Source organism: Anaerocolumna sp. AGMB13020 (assembly GCF_033100115.1).
Classification (GTDB): Bacteria; Bacillota; Clostridia; order Lachnospirales; family Lachnospiraceae; genus Anaerocolumna.
The window spans coordinates 225,227-244,123 of the sequence record NZ_CP136910.1 but is presented as its reverse complement, the minus strand read 5'-3'; the positions used below and the strand labels follow the sequence as shown (position 1 = coordinate 244,123).

Genomic DNA, 18,897 nt, shown 5'->3' with positions numbered 1-18,897 from the left:
TTAAAAGCGGCGGAATAAGAGGAAAATAGGATGAATCAAAACAACAGTTATTACAAGAAGCGGAATATCAAAAATATCTTAAATATTAATCTTCTAATATATATTATTTTTATCCTGATAACTTTGGTTACCGTAGTGCCTTTGTTAAAGATATTTGTAGATTCTATAGATGCCACGGCAAATTACGGTATAAACTTATGGCCGAATAAGCCGGTTATAAGCGGTTATAAGATTATTGTATCAACAGTTGCACTTTATAAACCCTTTCTTGTGTCTGTCTATGTTACCTTAGTCGGAACATTACTTGGGCTTGCAGTGTCAACCATAGCAGGATATGTATTGATGCAGTATGAGATGCCGGGAAGAACATTTTTAAGTTATCTGTTGCTTTTTACCATGATATTCCATGGTGGTATGGTACCTACTTATCTGGCTATGAGGGATTATCATTTGATAAACAGCTTATGGGCAATTATCCTGCCTGCCAGCCTGAATGTCTATAATACCGTATTAATGAGGAACTTTTTCGAGGGAATTCCTAACAGTCTTTTTGATGCTGCCTCCATTGACGGCTGCTCCCCAGTGAGAATATTCCTTTCTGTAATACTTCCCTTATCCAAGGCTGCCCTTGCTTCCATTGGATTAATGTTTGCCGTTAGTTATTGGAATGAGTATACCAATTTCACCATTTACATATCAGATGCTAATTTAAGGAATTTTCAGGTAATGCTTCGTAATCTTATCATTGAAGATACCTCTCTGGCAGCTGCCTCCTCGGCAGGTGTATATCAGAACACCGTTAAAAGCGCTGCTATTATGGTAGCCATCATACCCTTTATGATATTGTATCCTTTCTTACAGAAATATTTTGTAAAAGGAATCAATATGGGTGCAGTAAAGGAATAAGAAAAGAGGATAGTATGCTAATAGATAAATATATTTCACAAGTTCTTGATAATTTTCCAAAGTCGGATAATACCTGGAAATATGAAGATGGCTGTATCTTAATTGGTTGCGTTAATTTATACCACGCCACAAAAGAAGAGCGTTATAAACATTTCGTGTTGGATTATCTGGATCAGTTTATCTCAGAAGCTGGCACCATTAAGGGCTATGATATAAGCAAATACAATCTTGATAATATCAATTCCGGAAAAGTACTATTCAATGCTTATTCCTGGACCGGAGAAGAAAAGTATAAGAATGCGATCGAAGTGCTGATGGAACAGATCAGAAATCAGCCCCGTACAAAAAGCGGCAGCTTCTGGCATAAGGCAATCTATCCGGATCAGGTGTGGCTGGACGGGTTATATATGTCTCTTCCCTTTTATATGATGTATGAAACGAAGTTTAATAATATGAAGAATTATAATGACATCATAGACCAGTTTGTTGCTGCCAGGAAATTCTTGTTTGATAAAGAAAAAGAACTGTATTATCATGGCTGCGATGAGTCTAAGACTATATTCTGGGCGGATAAGGCTACCGGAAAATCAGCGAATTTCTGGATTCGTGCACTTGGCTGGTATCTGATGGCACTCACTGATGTTCTTAGTGAGATGAATGAAATGGTTTTTGAACAGTATGTAATACTAGAGGAACTTTTAAGGGAAGGAATAAAGGGTATCTTAAAATACCAGGATCCTGTAACTAAGATGTTCTATCAGGTAATTGATCATCCTGAGGTTCTGGGAAATTATCTTGAAACCTCCGGATCCACCATGATTTCTTATGCCATATTAAAAGGTTGTTCTTTAGGAGCGCTCCTGAAAGAAAAATATATGTCAATCGGCGTTGAGATTTTTGAGTCTATCGTTAAGAATCGCTTGATAGAAGAGGAGGGAGCAATCAAGCTTACCGGCATCTGCTCCGTAGCAGGACTTGGCCCCGAAAGTGATACAAGACGGGATGGCAGTATCCTCTATTATCTTTCTGAACCTATTGTGGAAGATGACAGAAAGGGTATCGGTGCCTTGCTGATGGCCTATGCACAAATAAAGATGCTGCATAAATAACCTGGCATAAGACTCAGCTTAGGAGGAGAGATTTGGAACTTCAAATACTTTTTAAGACTTCAAGAAGTGTAGCGTTTGAAATACAAGAGGGTGGAGTATTTTATACCAATAGAAGATATAAGATTTTTATAAATGAGGAGGAATACGGAAATACGGAACGGGTTATCAACAGCATCTATGAACTAAAGCCTGACAGTATGTATAAACTTACGGTTAAAAGTGACCTGAGTGAAAGCAGTATATATTTTCAGACAGAGAAGGAATCCTTTAGTTTAGACGTCAGGGATTTTGGTGCAAAAGGAGATGGAATTTCTGATGACACCTGCTTTATTCAAGCTGCCATTATGTCTTGTCCAATAGACGGAAGAATCTTTATTCCGGCAGGAACCTATCGTATTACTACTTTATTCCTAAAAAGTAATATTAATCTGGAATTAGGAAAAGGAGCCATCTTAAAGGCCTTTACCGAAAGAGAAAAACGTCCCATAATTCCCGGACGCATACAGAGCTATGATGAAGAGAAGACCTGTTACCTGGGAACCTGGGAGGGAAACCCCTTAACCATGTTTTCTGCGGTAATCCAAGGTATGAACCTGGAAAATGTAGTAATCTATGGACAGGGAGAGATTGATGGTAATGCAGATATAACCAACTGGTGGAATAAGCCCAAGGAAAAAAACATAGCCTACCGGCCAAGGCTGGTATTCCTAAGTAATTGCAGGAATGTCATAATTGAAGGAGTAGTATTAATAAATAGCCCCAGCTGGACCCTGCATCCCTATTTCTGTTCTGAACTTAAGTTTATTCGATTAAGTATATTAAATCCAAAGAATTCACCTAATACAGATGCTCTGAATCCGGAATCCTGTAATAATGTTGAAATCACAGGGGTATTCTTTAGTGTAGGAGATGATTGTATTGCAATTAAATCCGGTAAGATTTATGTTGGCAGAAAATTTAAGACGCCTTCTCAAAATATAACCATAAGACAATGCTGTATGCAGGATGGACATGGCTCGGTAACAATTGGAAGTGAGAATGCCGGTGGTGTCAGGAATGTGACCGTCAGAGACTGCCTTTTTCTACATACGGACAGAGGATTACGTGTAAAAACCAGGAGAGGCAGAGGAGAAGATGCAATAATTGATAATATCGTATTTGATAATATCCGAATGGATGGTGTAATGACTCCCATTGTTATTAATTGCTTTTATTTCTGTGATCCAGACGGGCACTCAGCCTATGTACAAAACAAGGCAGCATATCCAGTAGATGAAAGAACACCGGTAATCAAAAAGCTTGCCTTCCATAATATTGATTGTATCAACTGCCATGTGGCAGCTGTCTATATATATGGTTTACCGGAGAGAAAAATTGAAGAGCTGCAATTTGAGAAGGTAACTTTTCAGTTTGATGAAAATGCTGTGAAGGGTTATCCGGAAATGATGGATGACCTTGAGGAAACGAGCCGTTTAGGTGTCTTCATTCAAAATGTAGAGAAACTGACCCTATCGGAGGTTACAATTAAAGGACAGGATGGAGAGGCTTTCAACCTGCAAAATATTGATCAAATTAATCATTTGCAGAATATACAAGCTTTAACATAATAGCATATATATGTAATAACAAAATTGCTTTAATAATCTTTCTTAGTAAAGTTTCTGAGTATAAACAGCATTGTGTTCTATCGTGTAGCCTATAAGAAGAGCTTCAATGGATGAGCCAATTGACAGGAATAATAATTCGTGCTATATATAGTTGTATATACAAATATTTCTTATATGAGATTTACTCAGCTTAAGATTTCTATATGAAATGTGTTTATATTACTAGAGCAGAGGAGACATACTATGATTAAAGTAGTAGCGAAGAATTATATTAAGTTCGATCAGGTAGAGGAGTTCGTTGCATTAGCTGGTAACCTGGTAAAGGAAACAAACAGCAAAGATAAAGGCTGTATCGCGTATGATGTATTTCAGGATTTAACCGATCCTCACATCTTTACCTTTATTGAGGAATGGGAAAATAAAGAAGCCTTGGATCAGCATATGGCCGCAGACCATTTTAAAGAAGCCATGGTTCAATTTAAGGATATTATGGAAAAACCAGGAGATATCAATCTGTATAAAAAAGTGGACTAGCATAAAAGTGAAAAGCTTTCGTGCTCAAATTGTACTAAGAATTATTATACGTACCCTGTCAGCAAGGAGTGTTCTGTTATACTTCCTGCCGGCAGGGTATTCGTTATATGGAGAATAATAGGCCCTCTTTGAATAGCTTAAAGAGGGTCCGTATAAAAAAAATATTTATTAATACAAATTATATATTGAGTTCAGTAATTTGTTATGATATATTACTTATCGTAATTGCGATTTCACTTACTAAGAAAAAGACAGTTCGCATAAAAACATTTGGTTCTATACTATAAAAGCAATACTATACGACGGATTCTACAATATGGAAATTATTTATAAATTTCTAATTATTATATCTATATCTATTTGTGATATTGATTTAAACAAACCTCTTTCTTACAACGTTAATTTCAGGCTATCATTTAACCCAATTATTTTTCAATATATTATACATAATACGATTTACAAAATATGTGCTATTATAAAGAAGCTTTAACCAATACATAAGAAAGGCAGTAGGCAGTTTCTGGTTGGTATATGCGACCGGAGACTACGTAATGAATACCTATGAATGACCAAAAAAAAGCAAAACTGTATGCTCTTGGAACAATTATATTATGGGCATCCGCATTTTCACTTACGAAAATTGCTCTAAACCATTTCACAGGAGATACCTTGGGATTACTTCGCTATCTGGTAGCCTCTGGCTGTCTTCTTGTTGCCGGTATAATTCTTAAAATTGGATTCCCGGAAATAAAAGATATACCGAAATTCTTTGTATCAGGAGCGTTAGGCTTTACAATTTATATGCAGGTTTTTAATCAAGCTCAGAAAACACTTACATCTGCTACAGGCAGCATTCTGATAGCCACAGCACCGGTTATTACCGCATTATTAGCAAGTATCTTCTACAAAGAGAAAATAAAACTGAAAGGCTGGTTAGCAATATCGGTGGAATTCATCGGTATACTGATACTGACTCTTTGGGATGGTGTATTTACTATGAACAAAGGCGTATTCTGGATGCTGGGAGCGGCTTTTTGTATTAGCTGTTATAATCTGTTCCAAAGATATTACCTCCGGAGATATACGGCTCTTCAGGCAACCGCCTATAATATATTCGGGGGAACTATCCTGCTGTTATTCTTTCTGCCCAAAGCAGGTAATCAGGTATTGCACGCTCCTACATATCAGCTGCCGGTAATTTTGTTTCTGGGTATTTTCCCAAGCTGTCTGGCGTATATCTGGTGGGCAAAGGGATTATCCTTGGCTGTAAAAACCTCTGATGTTACTAATTTTATGTTCGTTACACCTTTTATTGCTGCAATAATTGGTTTCTTAATGATTGGGGAAACACCTACCAAGGCAACCTTTTTAGGAGGAGCCATTATAATTCTGGGATTACTGCTTTTTCAAAAAACCAACCAAACTTCAGGAGGTAATAAGAAGAATGAGGAGTAGAAGACAATATGTATTTCGCAGGACAATCCCTTGTGGCTGATCCCATTGGTAATACACTGATAAAAGCAGGAGCTATCGATGAAATCCTATACTGTGACCTTTGATTTAAAATAGAGCAGTATTATATGGAACGAGAGACCCTATTTCAGACTATGCAGGACTGAATTTTATCAGTAAATCCTGTTTGTCAATAAATTCTGCCATATAACTGATAAATATTAACTTGTATTAATAATATTTACTACTAACTCGTATTTATATTAAATATTATTAATAAATATAAAATTACTCTAGCCGAATAACAAAAAATTATGGTATCCTTTCTTATAGATATTACTAGAGTATTAAATACCTCGTATAAAAGTTTCGTCATCAAAAGCGTTAAGTTAAAATACGGTGACGTTTGATAGATAGAAAGGATGCAAGTAAATGGAAAAACCAATTTTAGTCTTCCAGACAGACTTTACTTATAAAGAGGGGGCCGTATGTTCCATGTACGGTGTCGTAAAAACAGTAGATCGCAGTTTGGAAATCTTCGATGGAACCCATGAAATTCCTCATTTTGATACCTGGAGTGCCTCTTACCGGCTGTATCAGTCGGTTGGTTTCTGGCCGAAAGGAACTATATTTGTTTCAGTGGTAGATCCAGGGGTAGGCACCTCAAGAAAAGCCTGTATTGCCAAGACAAAAGACGGTTATTATATCGTTACACCGGATAACGGCACATTGACTCATATGAAGGAATATGCAGGTATTGAAGAGGTTAGAGAAATAGATGAGACCGTTAACCGTTTGCAGACAACACTAGGTACCAGTGTTTTTCATGGAAGAGATTTATTCGGTTACTGTGCTGCAAAACTTGCCAGTGGTATCATTTCATATGAGGAGGTCGGTCCTGCTTATCCTGTTGAGGATATCGTTATACACAATATTCCTAAACCGCTTATTACTGCAAAAAGGGCAGCAGGCATATTAGAAAGCAGTGATCCCAATTTCGGGAATTTGTGGAGTAATATACCTGTAACAGAGTTGCTTCAACAAGGTTTTGATTATGGAGATATGTTGCAAGTAATTATTAAACATAACAATAATATAGTATACCAGGAGAAGCTTCCTTTTGTTAAATCCTTCGGTTTCGTTGAAAGAGGTAACTCCCTGGTTTATACAAATGAACTGATGAAGGTTGGCATTGCCATTAGTTTGGGAAATTTCCGGGACACCTTTCATGTCAGTTTCGGATTTGACTGGTCTGTGGATTTGATAAAAACAAAAAAAGGATATCAACTGGCTTATGATTGCTCCATATACAAAAGCAATAAGTAATGCTATAATGTGTTAGAATTATCTAACTATGATCATTATCTTATCTAATCGTTATGGAGGAGCTGTTGTGTACAGAAAAGAACAGAAGCCATATAATTTTACGCAGGAGAATCTTACCTGTGCTTTGCGTATATGGGAGAAGGTTAATATCTCTCTTTTAGATATACGACACAGATTAATTACATCTGAAAATCCAATTCTTCGGTATCGCCTTCCGGTCAGTGCTTTTTTATTTACAGTCGGTGGAAAAGCTGAGATATTAATAGATGATACTTCCTACCGTGTGGAACATTTTGGACTGTGCCTTGTGGGAACCGGAATGGAGTTGTCATTAAGACCTATGGAGGAATGGTTGGAGTATTATCTGGTGTTGTATCGGTACAGCGAGCCGGCTAACCATAAAAGAGAACTTAACAGACATCTGGAACATACGAATCCATTCAGGCAACAGTATGGTTTTACACCGCATAATCCTGTATTTATTTCTGAATTACTTTGCAGAATGTATGAAGTATGGAAGCAACCCAGTCCCTTGGAACGTTTTTATGAGAAAACGGCTTTCTATCAATTAGTTTATGAAATATACAGAGAACTTGAATCCGGTAAAGTAAATATACTTCAGCCTGATATCATTTCAATGACGAAAAGGTACATAGATGAACATTTTCGCGAAGCAGTTTCCATACAATCTATAGCGTCTGTGTTTGGAATAAGTGACAGTCACTTGCGCAGATGTTTTAAAAACGAATATGGAGAAAGTCCTCAGGAGTATTTAACCAACCTAAGAATGCTATCAGCTCGTAAGCTGCTGCATAGTAGCAGCCTGCCTATACGGAATATTGCAACTGTCTGTGGTTTTCCCGATGAATTTTATTTCAGTAAGTTATTCTTAAAGACATCAGGAATGACTCCCAGAGATTATAGAGCGAAAATACCAAGTTATCGGAACGATTTCTCCATGGAAAATACCTCCTCCTTTTCTTATAATGAGAAAGGCCAAGTTAGTCGTGGCAAACTCGAAATAGAAGGAGAGATTTACATGTTAAAACAAACGAAGAATAAAGCGATAGTTGCTGTCGCACTTTCCATGGTGATGCTGTTCTCTGCCTGCAGTAATGGAACACCTGTTAATACAAAAGGGAGTGAAACACCTACCACTCAGGCGGCAGTAACCGAGGCGCAACAGGATACAGAGAATGAAGAAGGTAGAACTATAAGTACTGTTAAAGGAGAGATTGAGGTACCGGCAAACCCTGAGAGAGTTATAGCAACCTATGGAATGGGAGATGTGCTTGCCTTGGGGATTAAGCCGGTTGCAACCTATGATGCAGCTGGAACAACTTATGAAAAAGAAGTTTCCGAGCTTCCTGTATGGGCAAGCTTTGAATCAGAAGAAATTATGACATATGAGCCGGATTTAATTCTCGTAGTAAATGAAGAACAGTATGATAAAGTATCTAAAATAGCGCCTACCATAATTATTCCATTTACAGAACTCAGTATGGAGGAAAGGATTAACTTCCTTGGAGAGGTTCTTAATAAGGAAGCAGAAGCAAAAAAATTATTAACTGATTTTAATGCGAAAATAGAAGACGCCAAAAAACGCCTTTCAGAAAAAGATATTATGGACAAAACCTTTAGTATCTTTGAAGGCAATGACAGTGGTGGTGTCTGGGCATACGGTGATAAATGGGGACGTGGTGGAGATCTGATTTACAGTCATATGGGATTTAAGGCACCAGAGATAATACAGGATGAGATTATAGGAAAAGACCAATACCGTGATGTTTCACTTGAAGTTATTAATGACTATGCTGGTGATTATATTATCTTCAGTGGTGAATTGAATGGATTAGCAGATAACCCCGTTTGGCAGTCAATTCCCGCAGTACAGGCAGGTCATATAATACCGATTGATTATACACTTTTCTATGATATTGATATATATTCTTCAGGGGTTCAATTAGATTATCTGCTGGAGAAGTTGTTAGAAGTATCGGAGTAATAGAAATACATTGGTATATTAAGGTATTCAGGAAATGAAATAGAAGATTAAACGCTTTGTTATGAGATTTATTACTGTATAAGTTAGTGTTGATTTATACAGTAATACGATATTAATGTTAATAATTTAACAATGTATAAATACAATAAATCAAAACTTATGAAAGTTATAACTACATGTGGTTTAACTTATAACAAATCAGGGAATCATTAGACAGGTATGAATATTTGATATAAAAAGTACAAAATTGTAAATTTTATTTTTGGTAATTGCAGTTAAGTATAAAACGAATGTGAACGAAGGGGTTCAGGAGTGATTATTAAGGTAATAAGTTAATATTGATTTTAAAATATATATTTATATAATAGAATGCGAATTGAGCTATTAATAAAGGTTTCTGGATACGTGTTGTATATGGAATGCTTATGAGTATTTCAAAAATTATAATCTGATATATTGATATTTGTAAAATGAATGATATAAATTAAAGCAAAAGAAAAACATAAGATTATTGCATATAAAAATGAGATAGTATATTAGTTTAGCTGTATAATAGTAAAACGAAACAATTTATTATTATGTAGTTATTCATGTGTTAAAAGATAAAATATTTATTGGATATCGCTTCTTTAAAGAAAACGCTCATAACTATTCGTTAAACTTGCGTTTCGCGAATAGTTAAGGGCGTTCTGCTCGCATATATAACCAAATAAATTTTGACTTATTTACACAATAATCAAATAACCAAAAAAAAATTTTTGGCTTAGTTTTGTCGTTTTTGATACTTCTATCGTTAAAACCAAAATACATAATCCTCTTTTATTTTGTCGTTTTGTTAATATATTAAATTATCAAAACAAATGAAGAATATAGAAAATTATTATTTTATATTCTTCATTTTTTTTTTTATATATTAAAAGAAATGTATTTTGCTTTTTCTATAACCTTTACAGTAACTACAAGATTCTTGTCTTCGTTTATAATATACTAGTTTTGCTTTTGGACTCAGGGCTCCTATAATATATTTATTTTATCATAGAAAACCTAATCGAAAAACTTATTTTACAGACTTTATTTCACAGTCTCATAGAAATTGAGGACTGGCAGTACCACCCTTTATCCCGAATCTATCCGGTTATATTTATCGATGCTGTACAATTTTCTGTTAGAGACAATAACATATGACAGCATATGTTATTCTAGGCATTAAAAAAGCTTGCCCATCTGTAACTGGGATAAGGTCTATGATGAACTATCAATAATGGAGACCGTTTCAAATCTCTTTATTTTCATTAACAAAAAGTTCCTTATTCAGCAATTAGATTCCTTTAGCAACTCATTTTTCCATTTGCTAATCCTTTCCTCTACATCTTTGATTTCAATTAGTTTTTTTACCTCCCCAAGCTCTATCGCTAAGACAAAGGCAACTGATGCTTCAATAATATTTTCCTCTAAAGTCCAAAAGTCATCTGATAATCTGGCACATTCAATTATTTTAATAAAGTCGGCGGTGCTGATAAATTTTGTATAGGAATCATCTGTTAGTTCATATTCACATGCTTTCCCCCCAGATGACCAAGTAGCTATATGTAATGCCAAAAATCTAATAGCATTAAGTTCATTGACTACCGCAGATTTTATATAGTCTGAATATGTTTTTTCCTCTATAAACTTCCAAAGAAAAGAAACTGTTCTTAGTTCTTTCCACTCAAATAAATTCGTAATAGCTACAAAACTTTTTGTCCTTTCTAAAAATATTGCTTCAAGCTGATGCAAATAATCTAGATTAATAAGTTTGGGTTTTTGTGAATTCGATGTTTCAGCAATTCTTCCATGAGTTAACTCAATTATATGTAAAAGATGTAATAAAAATTGAAATGATAAAAAATCTGTTTTAGAAAACATATTAGCTATTATGTTGAACTGAATAATTTCATCACTAATTCTAAAGAGTAAATCCGAAATCGTATAAACACTAATTTTTGTTGAATCCGCACCTATCAATTGCATTTCTTTCTCTACAATTCTTCCACTTTGAAATACTAATACACTCAAAATGAGCTCTATTCTTTCTTCGGGAATCCTTGACAAATTATACTCCATTTCCTTTAAAAAAGCATCAAGTAGATCGCGCGCATTAAGCACATCAATATATGACCGCAACTCATCTTCCTCCATGCGCAATAAAGAATCATCAATTTCTACTCTACTGATTTTTATATTGTCTAGAGAAAGCGAAAAATACAAGTCAAATTTACTCTCAGAAGCTATTCTCATTGCTTGATGAATTTCAGAGGGTGTTTGAAAAACACTTGATAATGATATTCTATTAGAAAACATAGGAAATAAACTAGCAACTGCCTTTAGCATAACTTGGGGGGTATCTGGATAAATATCTTGAAAGAGTTGTAATGTTTCCTCTTCTTGCTTCCTTACACCACTTAGAGAAATGCCTCCACCATTATACCCCCCAACAAGAGAAAATTTATTATCCCTTATCCATTCGAAAATTGAGGATGCAAATACCCGCAAGGCACATATCCCTGCCATATCAATAAAATCTACTTCTTCCTTAACTGTCGAATACATAAAAGCTAAAGTATTACAAAATCTATTAATATCACGCAATGTGTTTATAAATGGATTGATACAAGAATTAAAAACGTTTGACCAGCGTGTTGTATCAAATTCCATACCACTATGAACTTCGACTAAATCATTTAGCTTTTCAAACAGGATATTATGAAGCCTTTTAATGCTTAATGGAGGCATATCAAACGGTACTTGAATTATTTTTTCCAGATATTCTTCTCCGTCACAATGTTGGACATCACTCAATGCGCGTACCACAATATCTTTATCAAATGAAAGTAAATATATTATGTTTGGAAAACCTGCTACAGCATTTACCAATTGAAAAATAAGTTGAATTTGTTCATTTGAAAGTCTGTCAATATCATCAATCACTACTAAAATTCTGGTTTCTAAATCTCTCAACGCTTGTTCTACTGCGTTTTTTCTATAAGAAACATCATTTAGTTTCGACTCCGCTTTATCCTTAATCGACTTACCAAGCATAGCGGACAGCTTAGGCACTAGTTTTAAATAAGGCCCTACTACCGGTATATACTCTGAATACTCTAAAGCAGAAGAATACTTTTCAATTGCAGAACCTACATTTTGCATTTTTTTCCCTTTATCATTAAACTTTAAGGAATTCGAGAGTTTTAGAAAAAATTGATTAATCAGTTGATTAGTATCCGTAAAGTTCCAAGGATTAAACTGAACAACAATTATTTTTTCGTTATTATCTACTACTTCTGATAATTTTCCGATCTCTTCAATCGTCATATTTAGAACAGAGCTCTTTCCACAGCCCCATTTCCCTTGAAGAGAGATGGCATAATTATCTTTAGTTTTAAATTGCATTATTGCATTTGCGAGTTGTTTAGCAAATGAACTCCGTCCAAGCTTGTCTTCAGTTATTTTATTTATTGGTTTATCTGTATTAAACATACTATTTTCTCCTATTAATAAGTCTGCAGCAAAGCTTTTGTTTGTTATACCAATTACTTTTGACATGTGCGTTTCTACTACTTTCATTTTGACATCAAGCATCTTCGCAAATACATAAACACATCACATAACGGGCAGACTCACCCTTTCCCCATCATCCGACAAGCTAATCCAGCCTCTTCTTAAAGCTTCCTTTATCCCCTGATTCACGGACATTTTTATAATATTACCCATGCGAGTAAACCCAAATACTTTCGCAGTCTCTCGAATCAAATCTGTTCTAGACAGGCTAATTTGCAATTCAACAACGGCTTTTATTGCATTCGAGATTTCTTTAGGGCTGATATCATCCATACTTCTTTTTTCCTCATCGGCGGGTGCAACTCGATACTCCCCGTATTGTTCCGGATCCTGATCCATGCGCCAGCAAAACTGCATGTTATCGTATTGGGTCACCTTTACATTCAAGCCTTGGAGCAGTTGCTCAAGAATTCTTTCCACCCTACTTGTTCCTTTTTCAATGGCCTTTCTCATTAGCTTACTATATGCAACCTCTAATGAATATTCTAAGTCTTTAGGACCAATAACATTTAAATTCTTAATTATTCTCAATCCTAAATCATAATCTTCATTATCAAATTGTAGAATCCAGTTCACCACATTATCTTTCTCAATATCTACTGGCCATTTTGATATAGCTTCCTCTATATCTGGTATCATACATCTTATTCTTTCAGGATATTTCATAATTTCTCCTTTTTCTCTAGTATAGTTACGCCATTACTTTCATAAATCACAATTTATTTTATTTACTGTAGCCAATAGCAGCAAGTTTCTTACAAATTTTATCTTTCAGTTTATGTGACTCTTCAAATAAACCATAATAGTTCTGTAATGTCCTATAAATGGAGAATTCCGCATCAAACTTTGTTTTACTAATGTATAAATTTTATTATCAAGGTTTGACTTATTTTTCTCTATTTCTTTATTGAGTTTTAATGTATCTTTTGGTTCCAACCTCCTTACAATAATATTGGATGAAGACTTAATAATTATAAGAATAACACCACCAATACTACCGTCACTTACTAAAATACCTAATACTATTTCAATATTTCATCTCAACCCAAGTTTTATTTATTATCATATTGTTATTTCGTTACTATCATAGTAAACCTATTGCTTTACGAAATAGAACTTCCCATTATTGCTATGATATGTATTTCCAATATATCACTTTTTGGATAATATTACAAATTATATATACTATAATATTATCTTTTGCTACATTATTATCTGATGAAAACGACAAAACTAGTTATAATTTTATTTACAATATGTTAAAGATAGAACGACAATACTACGATGATTTCAATTGTCGTTGTAGTGGTAATGTCGTTTTTATTTTAGTAACGACAAAACCCCTCAAACAATTATGTTTAAAGGGTTAATTAATAATCATAGTTTTGTCGTTTATTTTTTGGTTTTAACCAAAAAAAAATTTTTGGGCTTAGTTTTGTCGTTTTTGATACTTCTATCGTTAAAACCAAAATATATAATCCTCTATTATTTTGTCGTTTTGTTATATTAAATTACCAAAACAAAAACAAATGAAGAATATAAAAAATTATTATTTTATATTCTTCATTTGTTTGTTATTATATTATATGTTAAAAGTAATGTATTTTGTTTTTTCTATAACCTTTACAGTAACTACAAGATTCTTGTCTTCGTTTATAATATACTAGTTTTGCTTTTGGACTCATTTTTCTTTGCAATAATAAATCATAGATATAATGGGAAGTTACGAAGAGCCCAATCAACAGCCTATGGACAGCAACATTAGATGCGTCATATCATTGGAATACTCCGTTTCTTCTTTTTTAATGTATAAGCTTTGATTTTGGATAAATAAATTATTAATAGCTTTCCATTTAGCCAAATGATGGATCTTAGCTTTATAAGATATTTTTCCTTGGAGAATCTTTCCACTATAACTGAAATGTAATCTGCAAAAGGTGAAAGGAAATGGTTTCATTATATTTCCAAGGAAAACCTTTTTTATCCTATCATTTTTATTAGCTGCATTTCATTTGCCATTGGTAATGTTTTTTCTAGATGTGCTAACATCCGCACCTTGGATTCTGCGGGAGTACGGGTATAAGCTGAGGTAATTACCTCGGCTCCCAGTTGTAATTCCGGAATACTGTAACGGGCAACTCCCCACCCGTATGGTTTGCCGTATCTATCGGTCATGTATTCAAAATTGGAAATCGTAATGTAAGTCTGCATTTGCAGGCGTGTAATAATTGTATCAAAACCCTTGTTACCACCTTTTCGATAGTTACATAAATCTTTTAGCTCCTTGGATAACAGCGACTTCTTTTCCAGAACCGTATCAAAGATGTGCTTATCTTTGCGTGGTGCAAGCCCATCGTCATAGCGGGCATCAAAATCATACCCGTCTCGCCGATAGTTTACAAAATCAGTAAACCATTCAAGGCTGATAAAACCAGCTTTCTTATCAAAAAACTTACCATAAACACATTTCCCCCAGCTGGCGACCGGTCCTTTCCATTCCCATGGACCATTCACACCTTCTATAAACCACAGTTCAGCTGGAGTATGTTCCTCTACAGAAAAACCTGGTATTCCGTTCCGAAAAAAAGGTAGAAAGCCATATTGCTGTACCAGTTGCTCCAATTCGATTGAAGAATAAAGCATATTGTTCTTGTTTTCTGTTTTCATTTTTCATGTTTCCTTTTATTTATTGTTTGAGGCAAGTTTCTCCGATGATTGACTCGATGAATAAATTCATATTATGGGAAAATAACATTAAATAAGAATTTTATAATTAAATTATTTTACGTCAATTCTTGTCATTCCAAGTTTCTCCAAAATTCATCACTAAAATTTACTGTCACATTTTCATCGTTAAAAGCACCTAAAAGCCAATATTAAAAGTACCTCTAAAGTATAATTTTCATCTTCATTATATATTATCTCTTACTCAAGGCTTTCTATGATAAAATAAAAATAGCATAGAAAGTCTTTTATTATGGAAAAAAAGTGATAGGTCAAATTGACAGCAGGGAAACCAATACTTCTACTCTTTTACAACAAACTATAAATAAAGATTCTTGCCTTCATCTAGTAGCGTTATTATTTATCAATTTTCCATGAGATAACATAATTTGTATTATCAGGAACTTGCAATTTTAAATCTGTCAGTTTTTCAAAATTACCAGCTAACCCTCTCTCTAGTGCTACCTGATGAAAATGACTTATGCCGATTCCAAGATCAACCTTTTTAATCATAATTTCATCTTCTTTTGTATTGCTCTTGTGTGTTTCAAAGAAATGATAGAAACCTTGTTTTTTTACTACTCTCCATGGTTGAGCATTAGTAGCAGATGGTGCCAATCGAAGTAATTCCAAAGGATTAACGTACTCATTTGCTTCTTCCTTTGAAAGTGGATTTTCAAAAGAATTCATAAAGAATATCTCTTCCCATGGTTTCCGTTTATCAGACTTCATTGTTTTTCTCATCAGACTTTCCGTAACGCTCCTTTTACCGGCTACATATCCAATTGGAGAAATTGCTGGAAATAGTTCATTCTTTTTAATATTCATTGCATTTTCGAATTGTTCTCTACTAAAGGTCGCTGCCAGCCAGACTGTTCCAAGCCCCATATTGGTAGCATATAATATCAGATTTTCAAATTGATAACCAGCCGCAATTAGTCCAAATTCACTTTTATCAACTGAGAGACCTAAGAATGTCTTTGCACCTTTAATGACTCCATAAGTTCCTAGCTTTTCACCATTTGATGCAATATCTTTTTCAATTAGATGTATATTAACCTTTGCATCAAATGGATTTGTTAGAATACTTATTTCCTTCCTTAACTCCTCCTTGTCTTTTTCTGATAAACTTTTCGGTTCATATGTTCTTACACTTATCCTTTTTCTAATCGTTTCTTCTACTGGAATATTAAGTTTCATTATTTCTACCTCTCTTTGTTATATTTATTATAAAGTTAATTAACCTTTTACATTAATTGAAATTATATTACATATATCTCACTAACACAGCAAAACGTTAAATAATCGAACTATAGTTTAATTGAAACATTCAAATGCCTGTATCATCTTTACCGAAACACAAGCATGGACAAAAATAAACTTATTTCAAAAAATCTATTACTGATTTAATAAACTAGTTATAATTTTGAAAAATTCCTCCATGACCAGAGTCCTTATACATAATTAACTTGATATTCAGAATACCTTAATCTAAATTATGGGATTTCTGTGTAGGTATCATTCTAACATTGACTCCATTTACCACAAGCGTTGATTGTTTAATCTTAGTCAAGACAGAGGGATTTTCCACTCCCTATTTATGAATAGATTTAAGCTGCGTACGATAACCCTTTATACTCATTATCTTATCTCGATCTTACTTTACGTTCCTTGATACGAGATGGAAATTCTTTTGCTTTTGTTTCCCATTTTCTGTTCTTGTAAAAAAAAAATAAGTTTTTATGCCTTTCAGTGTAAATATGGAAGGTATCATATCATAATTTGTGACTTTCGTAACGTTCTTAATACCTTTCATTAAAATTTGATAACGACTTTTCCTTTTGTATGACCAGTCATCACAAGATTTAGAGCTTTATTAATGTCTTCAATACGGAAGTCTGTCGGATCCACTGCAGGTACAATCTTGTTTTCTTCAATAATTTTCGTAAGCTCTTTTAATTGTGAGCCATCACTGCGAACGAAAATGAACCGATACTGAATATTCTTTTTCTTAGCTTTCTTATCATATTTACTACCAGCAACCGAAAAAAGCTTTTGCTTCCACCCCGGTAATCCGTGATCAACTGCAAAGCGCTTGTTAGGTCCAGACTTTAAGGAAAGAAGTATTCCTCCTGGTTTTATTATTGAGAGTTCACGATCAAATTCATCTGATCCCAATGCATCAATCACATAATCTATGTTGCTGAGCAACTCCCAATAATTTTCAGTCGTGTAATCAAGATATTGATCTGCACCAATTCCAATTATCTGCTCGCGTAACTGGGGATTCCCGCTGACAATCACTTTAAGTCCCATAGCTTTGGCAATCGGAATGGCCATTTGTCCAAATGACCCAGAACCACCTGGAATAAAGACGGTAGCACCGGCTTTTGCCTCCAATTCTTCATGTAAACCCTGATAAGCTGTCAGGCCTGTTAATGGTGCTGCAGCTCCGGTTACAAAATCAAGATTAGCCGGTAAATGACCGATTGCACCTGCATCGATAGCCGCATATTCGGCAAAGGCCCCGATTTTTGCTAAGGGCATACGTGAATAGATGGCATCTCCTACTTTAAATCCTTGCACCTTTGTACCGATTTTTTCAATCACACCAGTCAACTCATTACCAAGCGTCAATGGGAAATTATAATCCTGAATAAGTTTAACGCTACCGGTTATAATAAGCATTTCCAAAGGATTAACCGCTGCCACTTTAACTCTAACTAAAACTTCATTTTCACCGATTTCCGGTATTGGTATATCGTTTACTTTTAATTCAATATGCTTTGTATATTTTGCAATTTGTGCTGCTTTCATAAATATAAACCTCCTAGTTCTTATATAGTCAACTATATGTCTTAAGAACAAATCTAATAATTACCTTACATTTTTAAGAATGACCGTTCTATTTCATGCAAATAATTAGACACATATTAATTCTAGAAAAAAATTAGCTATGTTATGCATTTTTTCTTTACTTGCCGATGTTTTAACAAGTACACGCAATCCCAAAAGCGCATTGTGCAATACTTCTCCTAAGACTTCATCATCATATTTATAAAACAATTCACCATTTTCCCGACCCTTTTTTAATATCTCAGTAATATAATTTTCTGCTTCGCTAAACGCTTCTTCAGACTTTTTTACCACTTCTTGATCCCATGGTCCCATCTCAGTTGCCGCATTCACAAAAAGACACCCGCAATGTTTCTCATCATTTGCCTCAATAATGTAGTCAAAAATATATTGAATAGCCTGATATGCAGTATCTGCCCTAAAAATTTCAGATTTTAATCTATCTGTACTGAATTCTCCATAGCGATCCATTACTTTTAGATATAACGAATGCTTATCACCAAAGGTATCATATAAGCTTTTTCGATGTATTCCCATTTGTTCTACGAGATCACTCATAGAAGTTTTTTCGTATCCTTGTTTCCAAAAGACTTCCATAGCTTTTTGTAAAACTGCATTTTCTTCAAATTCCTTACTTCGTCCCATTTAACATCCTCCTGTCTATAAGATCATAACATTAATAGAACGAATGGTCAAGTATTTAAATTAATCAGATGTTAGGCAAAGGGAATAGCCATTTGCCTAACATCTGGTAACCTGGTGTACAAAGTTTTGTGTATGT

General features: G+C 34.4%; 13 protein-coding genes. 7 read left to right on the top strand and 6 right to left on the bottom strand.

Annotated features, from left to right (window positions below; translation table 11 throughout):
* The first annotated feature begins 30 nt into the window (after positions 1–30).
* The 7 genes from R2R35_RS01070 to R2R35_RS01040 all read left to right on the top strand — a co-directional run bounded on the left by R2R35_RS01070 (position 31) and on the right by R2R35_RS01040 (position 8,939).
* The gene (locus tag R2R35_RS01070) at positions 31–906 is read left to right on the top strand and encodes a carbohydrate ABC transporter permease (RefSeq protein ID WP_317732652.1); all 876 of its coding nucleotides are present in this window, start codon (positions 31–33) and stop codon (positions 904–906) included.
* A gap of 14 nt (positions 907–920) precedes the next feature.
* Positions 921–2,015, top strand: coding sequence for a glycoside hydrolase family 88/105 protein (locus R2R35_RS01065; protein WP_317732651.1), 1,095 nt, complete (start codon positions 921–923; stop codon positions 2,013–2,015).
* Between the two features lie 32 nt (positions 2,016–2,047).
* Positions 2,048–3,622 (top strand): glycoside hydrolase family 28 protein, encoded by a 1,575-nt coding sequence (locus R2R35_RS01060; RefSeq protein ID WP_317732650.1) that lies wholly within the window; start codon positions 2,048–2,050, stop codon positions 3,620–3,622.
* Between the two features lie 243 nt (positions 3,623–3,865).
* Complete coding sequence (locus tag R2R35_RS01055; RefSeq protein ID WP_317732649.1) at positions 3,866–4,156, top strand: putative quinol monooxygenase; 291 nt, start codon at positions 3,866–3,868, stop codon at positions 4,154–4,156.
* A gap of 561 nt (positions 4,157–4,717) precedes the next feature.
* Positions 4,718–5,611, top strand: a complete 894-nt coding sequence (locus tag R2R35_RS01050; RefSeq protein ID WP_317732648.1) for a DMT family transporter — start codon at positions 4,718–4,720, stop codon at positions 5,609–5,611.
* Positions 5,612–6,040: 429 nt separating this feature from the next.
* Positions 6,041–6,934 (top strand): SAM hydrolase/SAM-dependent halogenase family protein, encoded by an 894-nt coding sequence (locus R2R35_RS01045; protein WP_317732647.1) that lies wholly within the window; start codon positions 6,041–6,043, stop codon positions 6,932–6,934.
* Between the two features lie 67 nt (positions 6,935–7,001).
* Positions 7,002–8,939: an AraC family transcriptional regulator gene (locus tag R2R35_RS01040; RefSeq protein WP_317732646.1), complete on the top strand. Its 1,938-nt coding sequence runs from the start codon at positions 7,002–7,004 to the stop codon at positions 8,937–8,939.
* 1,311 nt (positions 8,940–10,250) lie between these two features.
* Here the strand turns inward: R2R35_RS01040 and R2R35_RS01035 are convergent.
* From R2R35_RS01035 to R2R35_RS01010, 6 genes are all read right to left on the bottom strand, one after another.
* On the bottom strand, positions 10,251–12,542 hold the full coding sequence (locus tag R2R35_RS01035; RefSeq protein ID WP_317732645.1) for a KAP family P-loop NTPase fold protein: 2,292 nt from the start codon (positions 12,540–12,542) through the stop codon (positions 10,251–10,253).
* Positions 12,543–12,578: 36 nt separating this feature from the next.
* Positions 12,579–13,202, bottom strand: a complete 624-nt coding sequence (locus tag R2R35_RS01030) for a hypothetical protein (RefSeq protein ID WP_317732644.1) — start codon at positions 13,200–13,202, stop codon at positions 12,579–12,581.
* Positions 13,203–14,516: 1,314 nt separating this feature from the next.
* Positions 14,517–15,203: an AlkZ-related protein gene (locus R2R35_RS01025; protein WP_317732643.1), complete on the bottom strand. Its 687-nt coding sequence runs from the start codon at positions 15,201–15,203 to the stop codon at positions 14,517–14,519.
* A gap of 414 nt (positions 15,204–15,617) precedes the next feature.
* The gene (locus tag R2R35_RS01020; protein ID WP_317732642.1) at positions 15,618–16,460 is read right to left on the bottom strand and encodes a nitroreductase family protein; all 843 of its coding nucleotides are present in this window, start codon (positions 16,458–16,460) and stop codon (positions 15,618–15,620) included.
* A 615-nt stretch (positions 16,461–17,075) separates the two neighbouring features.
* Positions 17,076–18,077 (bottom strand): NADP-dependent oxidoreductase, encoded by a 1,002-nt coding sequence (locus tag R2R35_RS01015; protein ID WP_317732641.1) that lies wholly within the window; start codon positions 18,075–18,077, stop codon positions 17,076–17,078.
* A gap of 105 nt (positions 18,078–18,182) precedes the next feature.
* Positions 18,183–18,761 carry a TetR/AcrR family transcriptional regulator gene (locus R2R35_RS01010; protein ID WP_317732640.1) on the bottom strand — a complete coding sequence of 193 codons (579 nt, stop codon included), beginning with the start codon at positions 18,759–18,761 and terminating at the stop codon, positions 18,183–18,185.
* Positions 18,762–18,897: the final 136 nt, after the last annotated feature.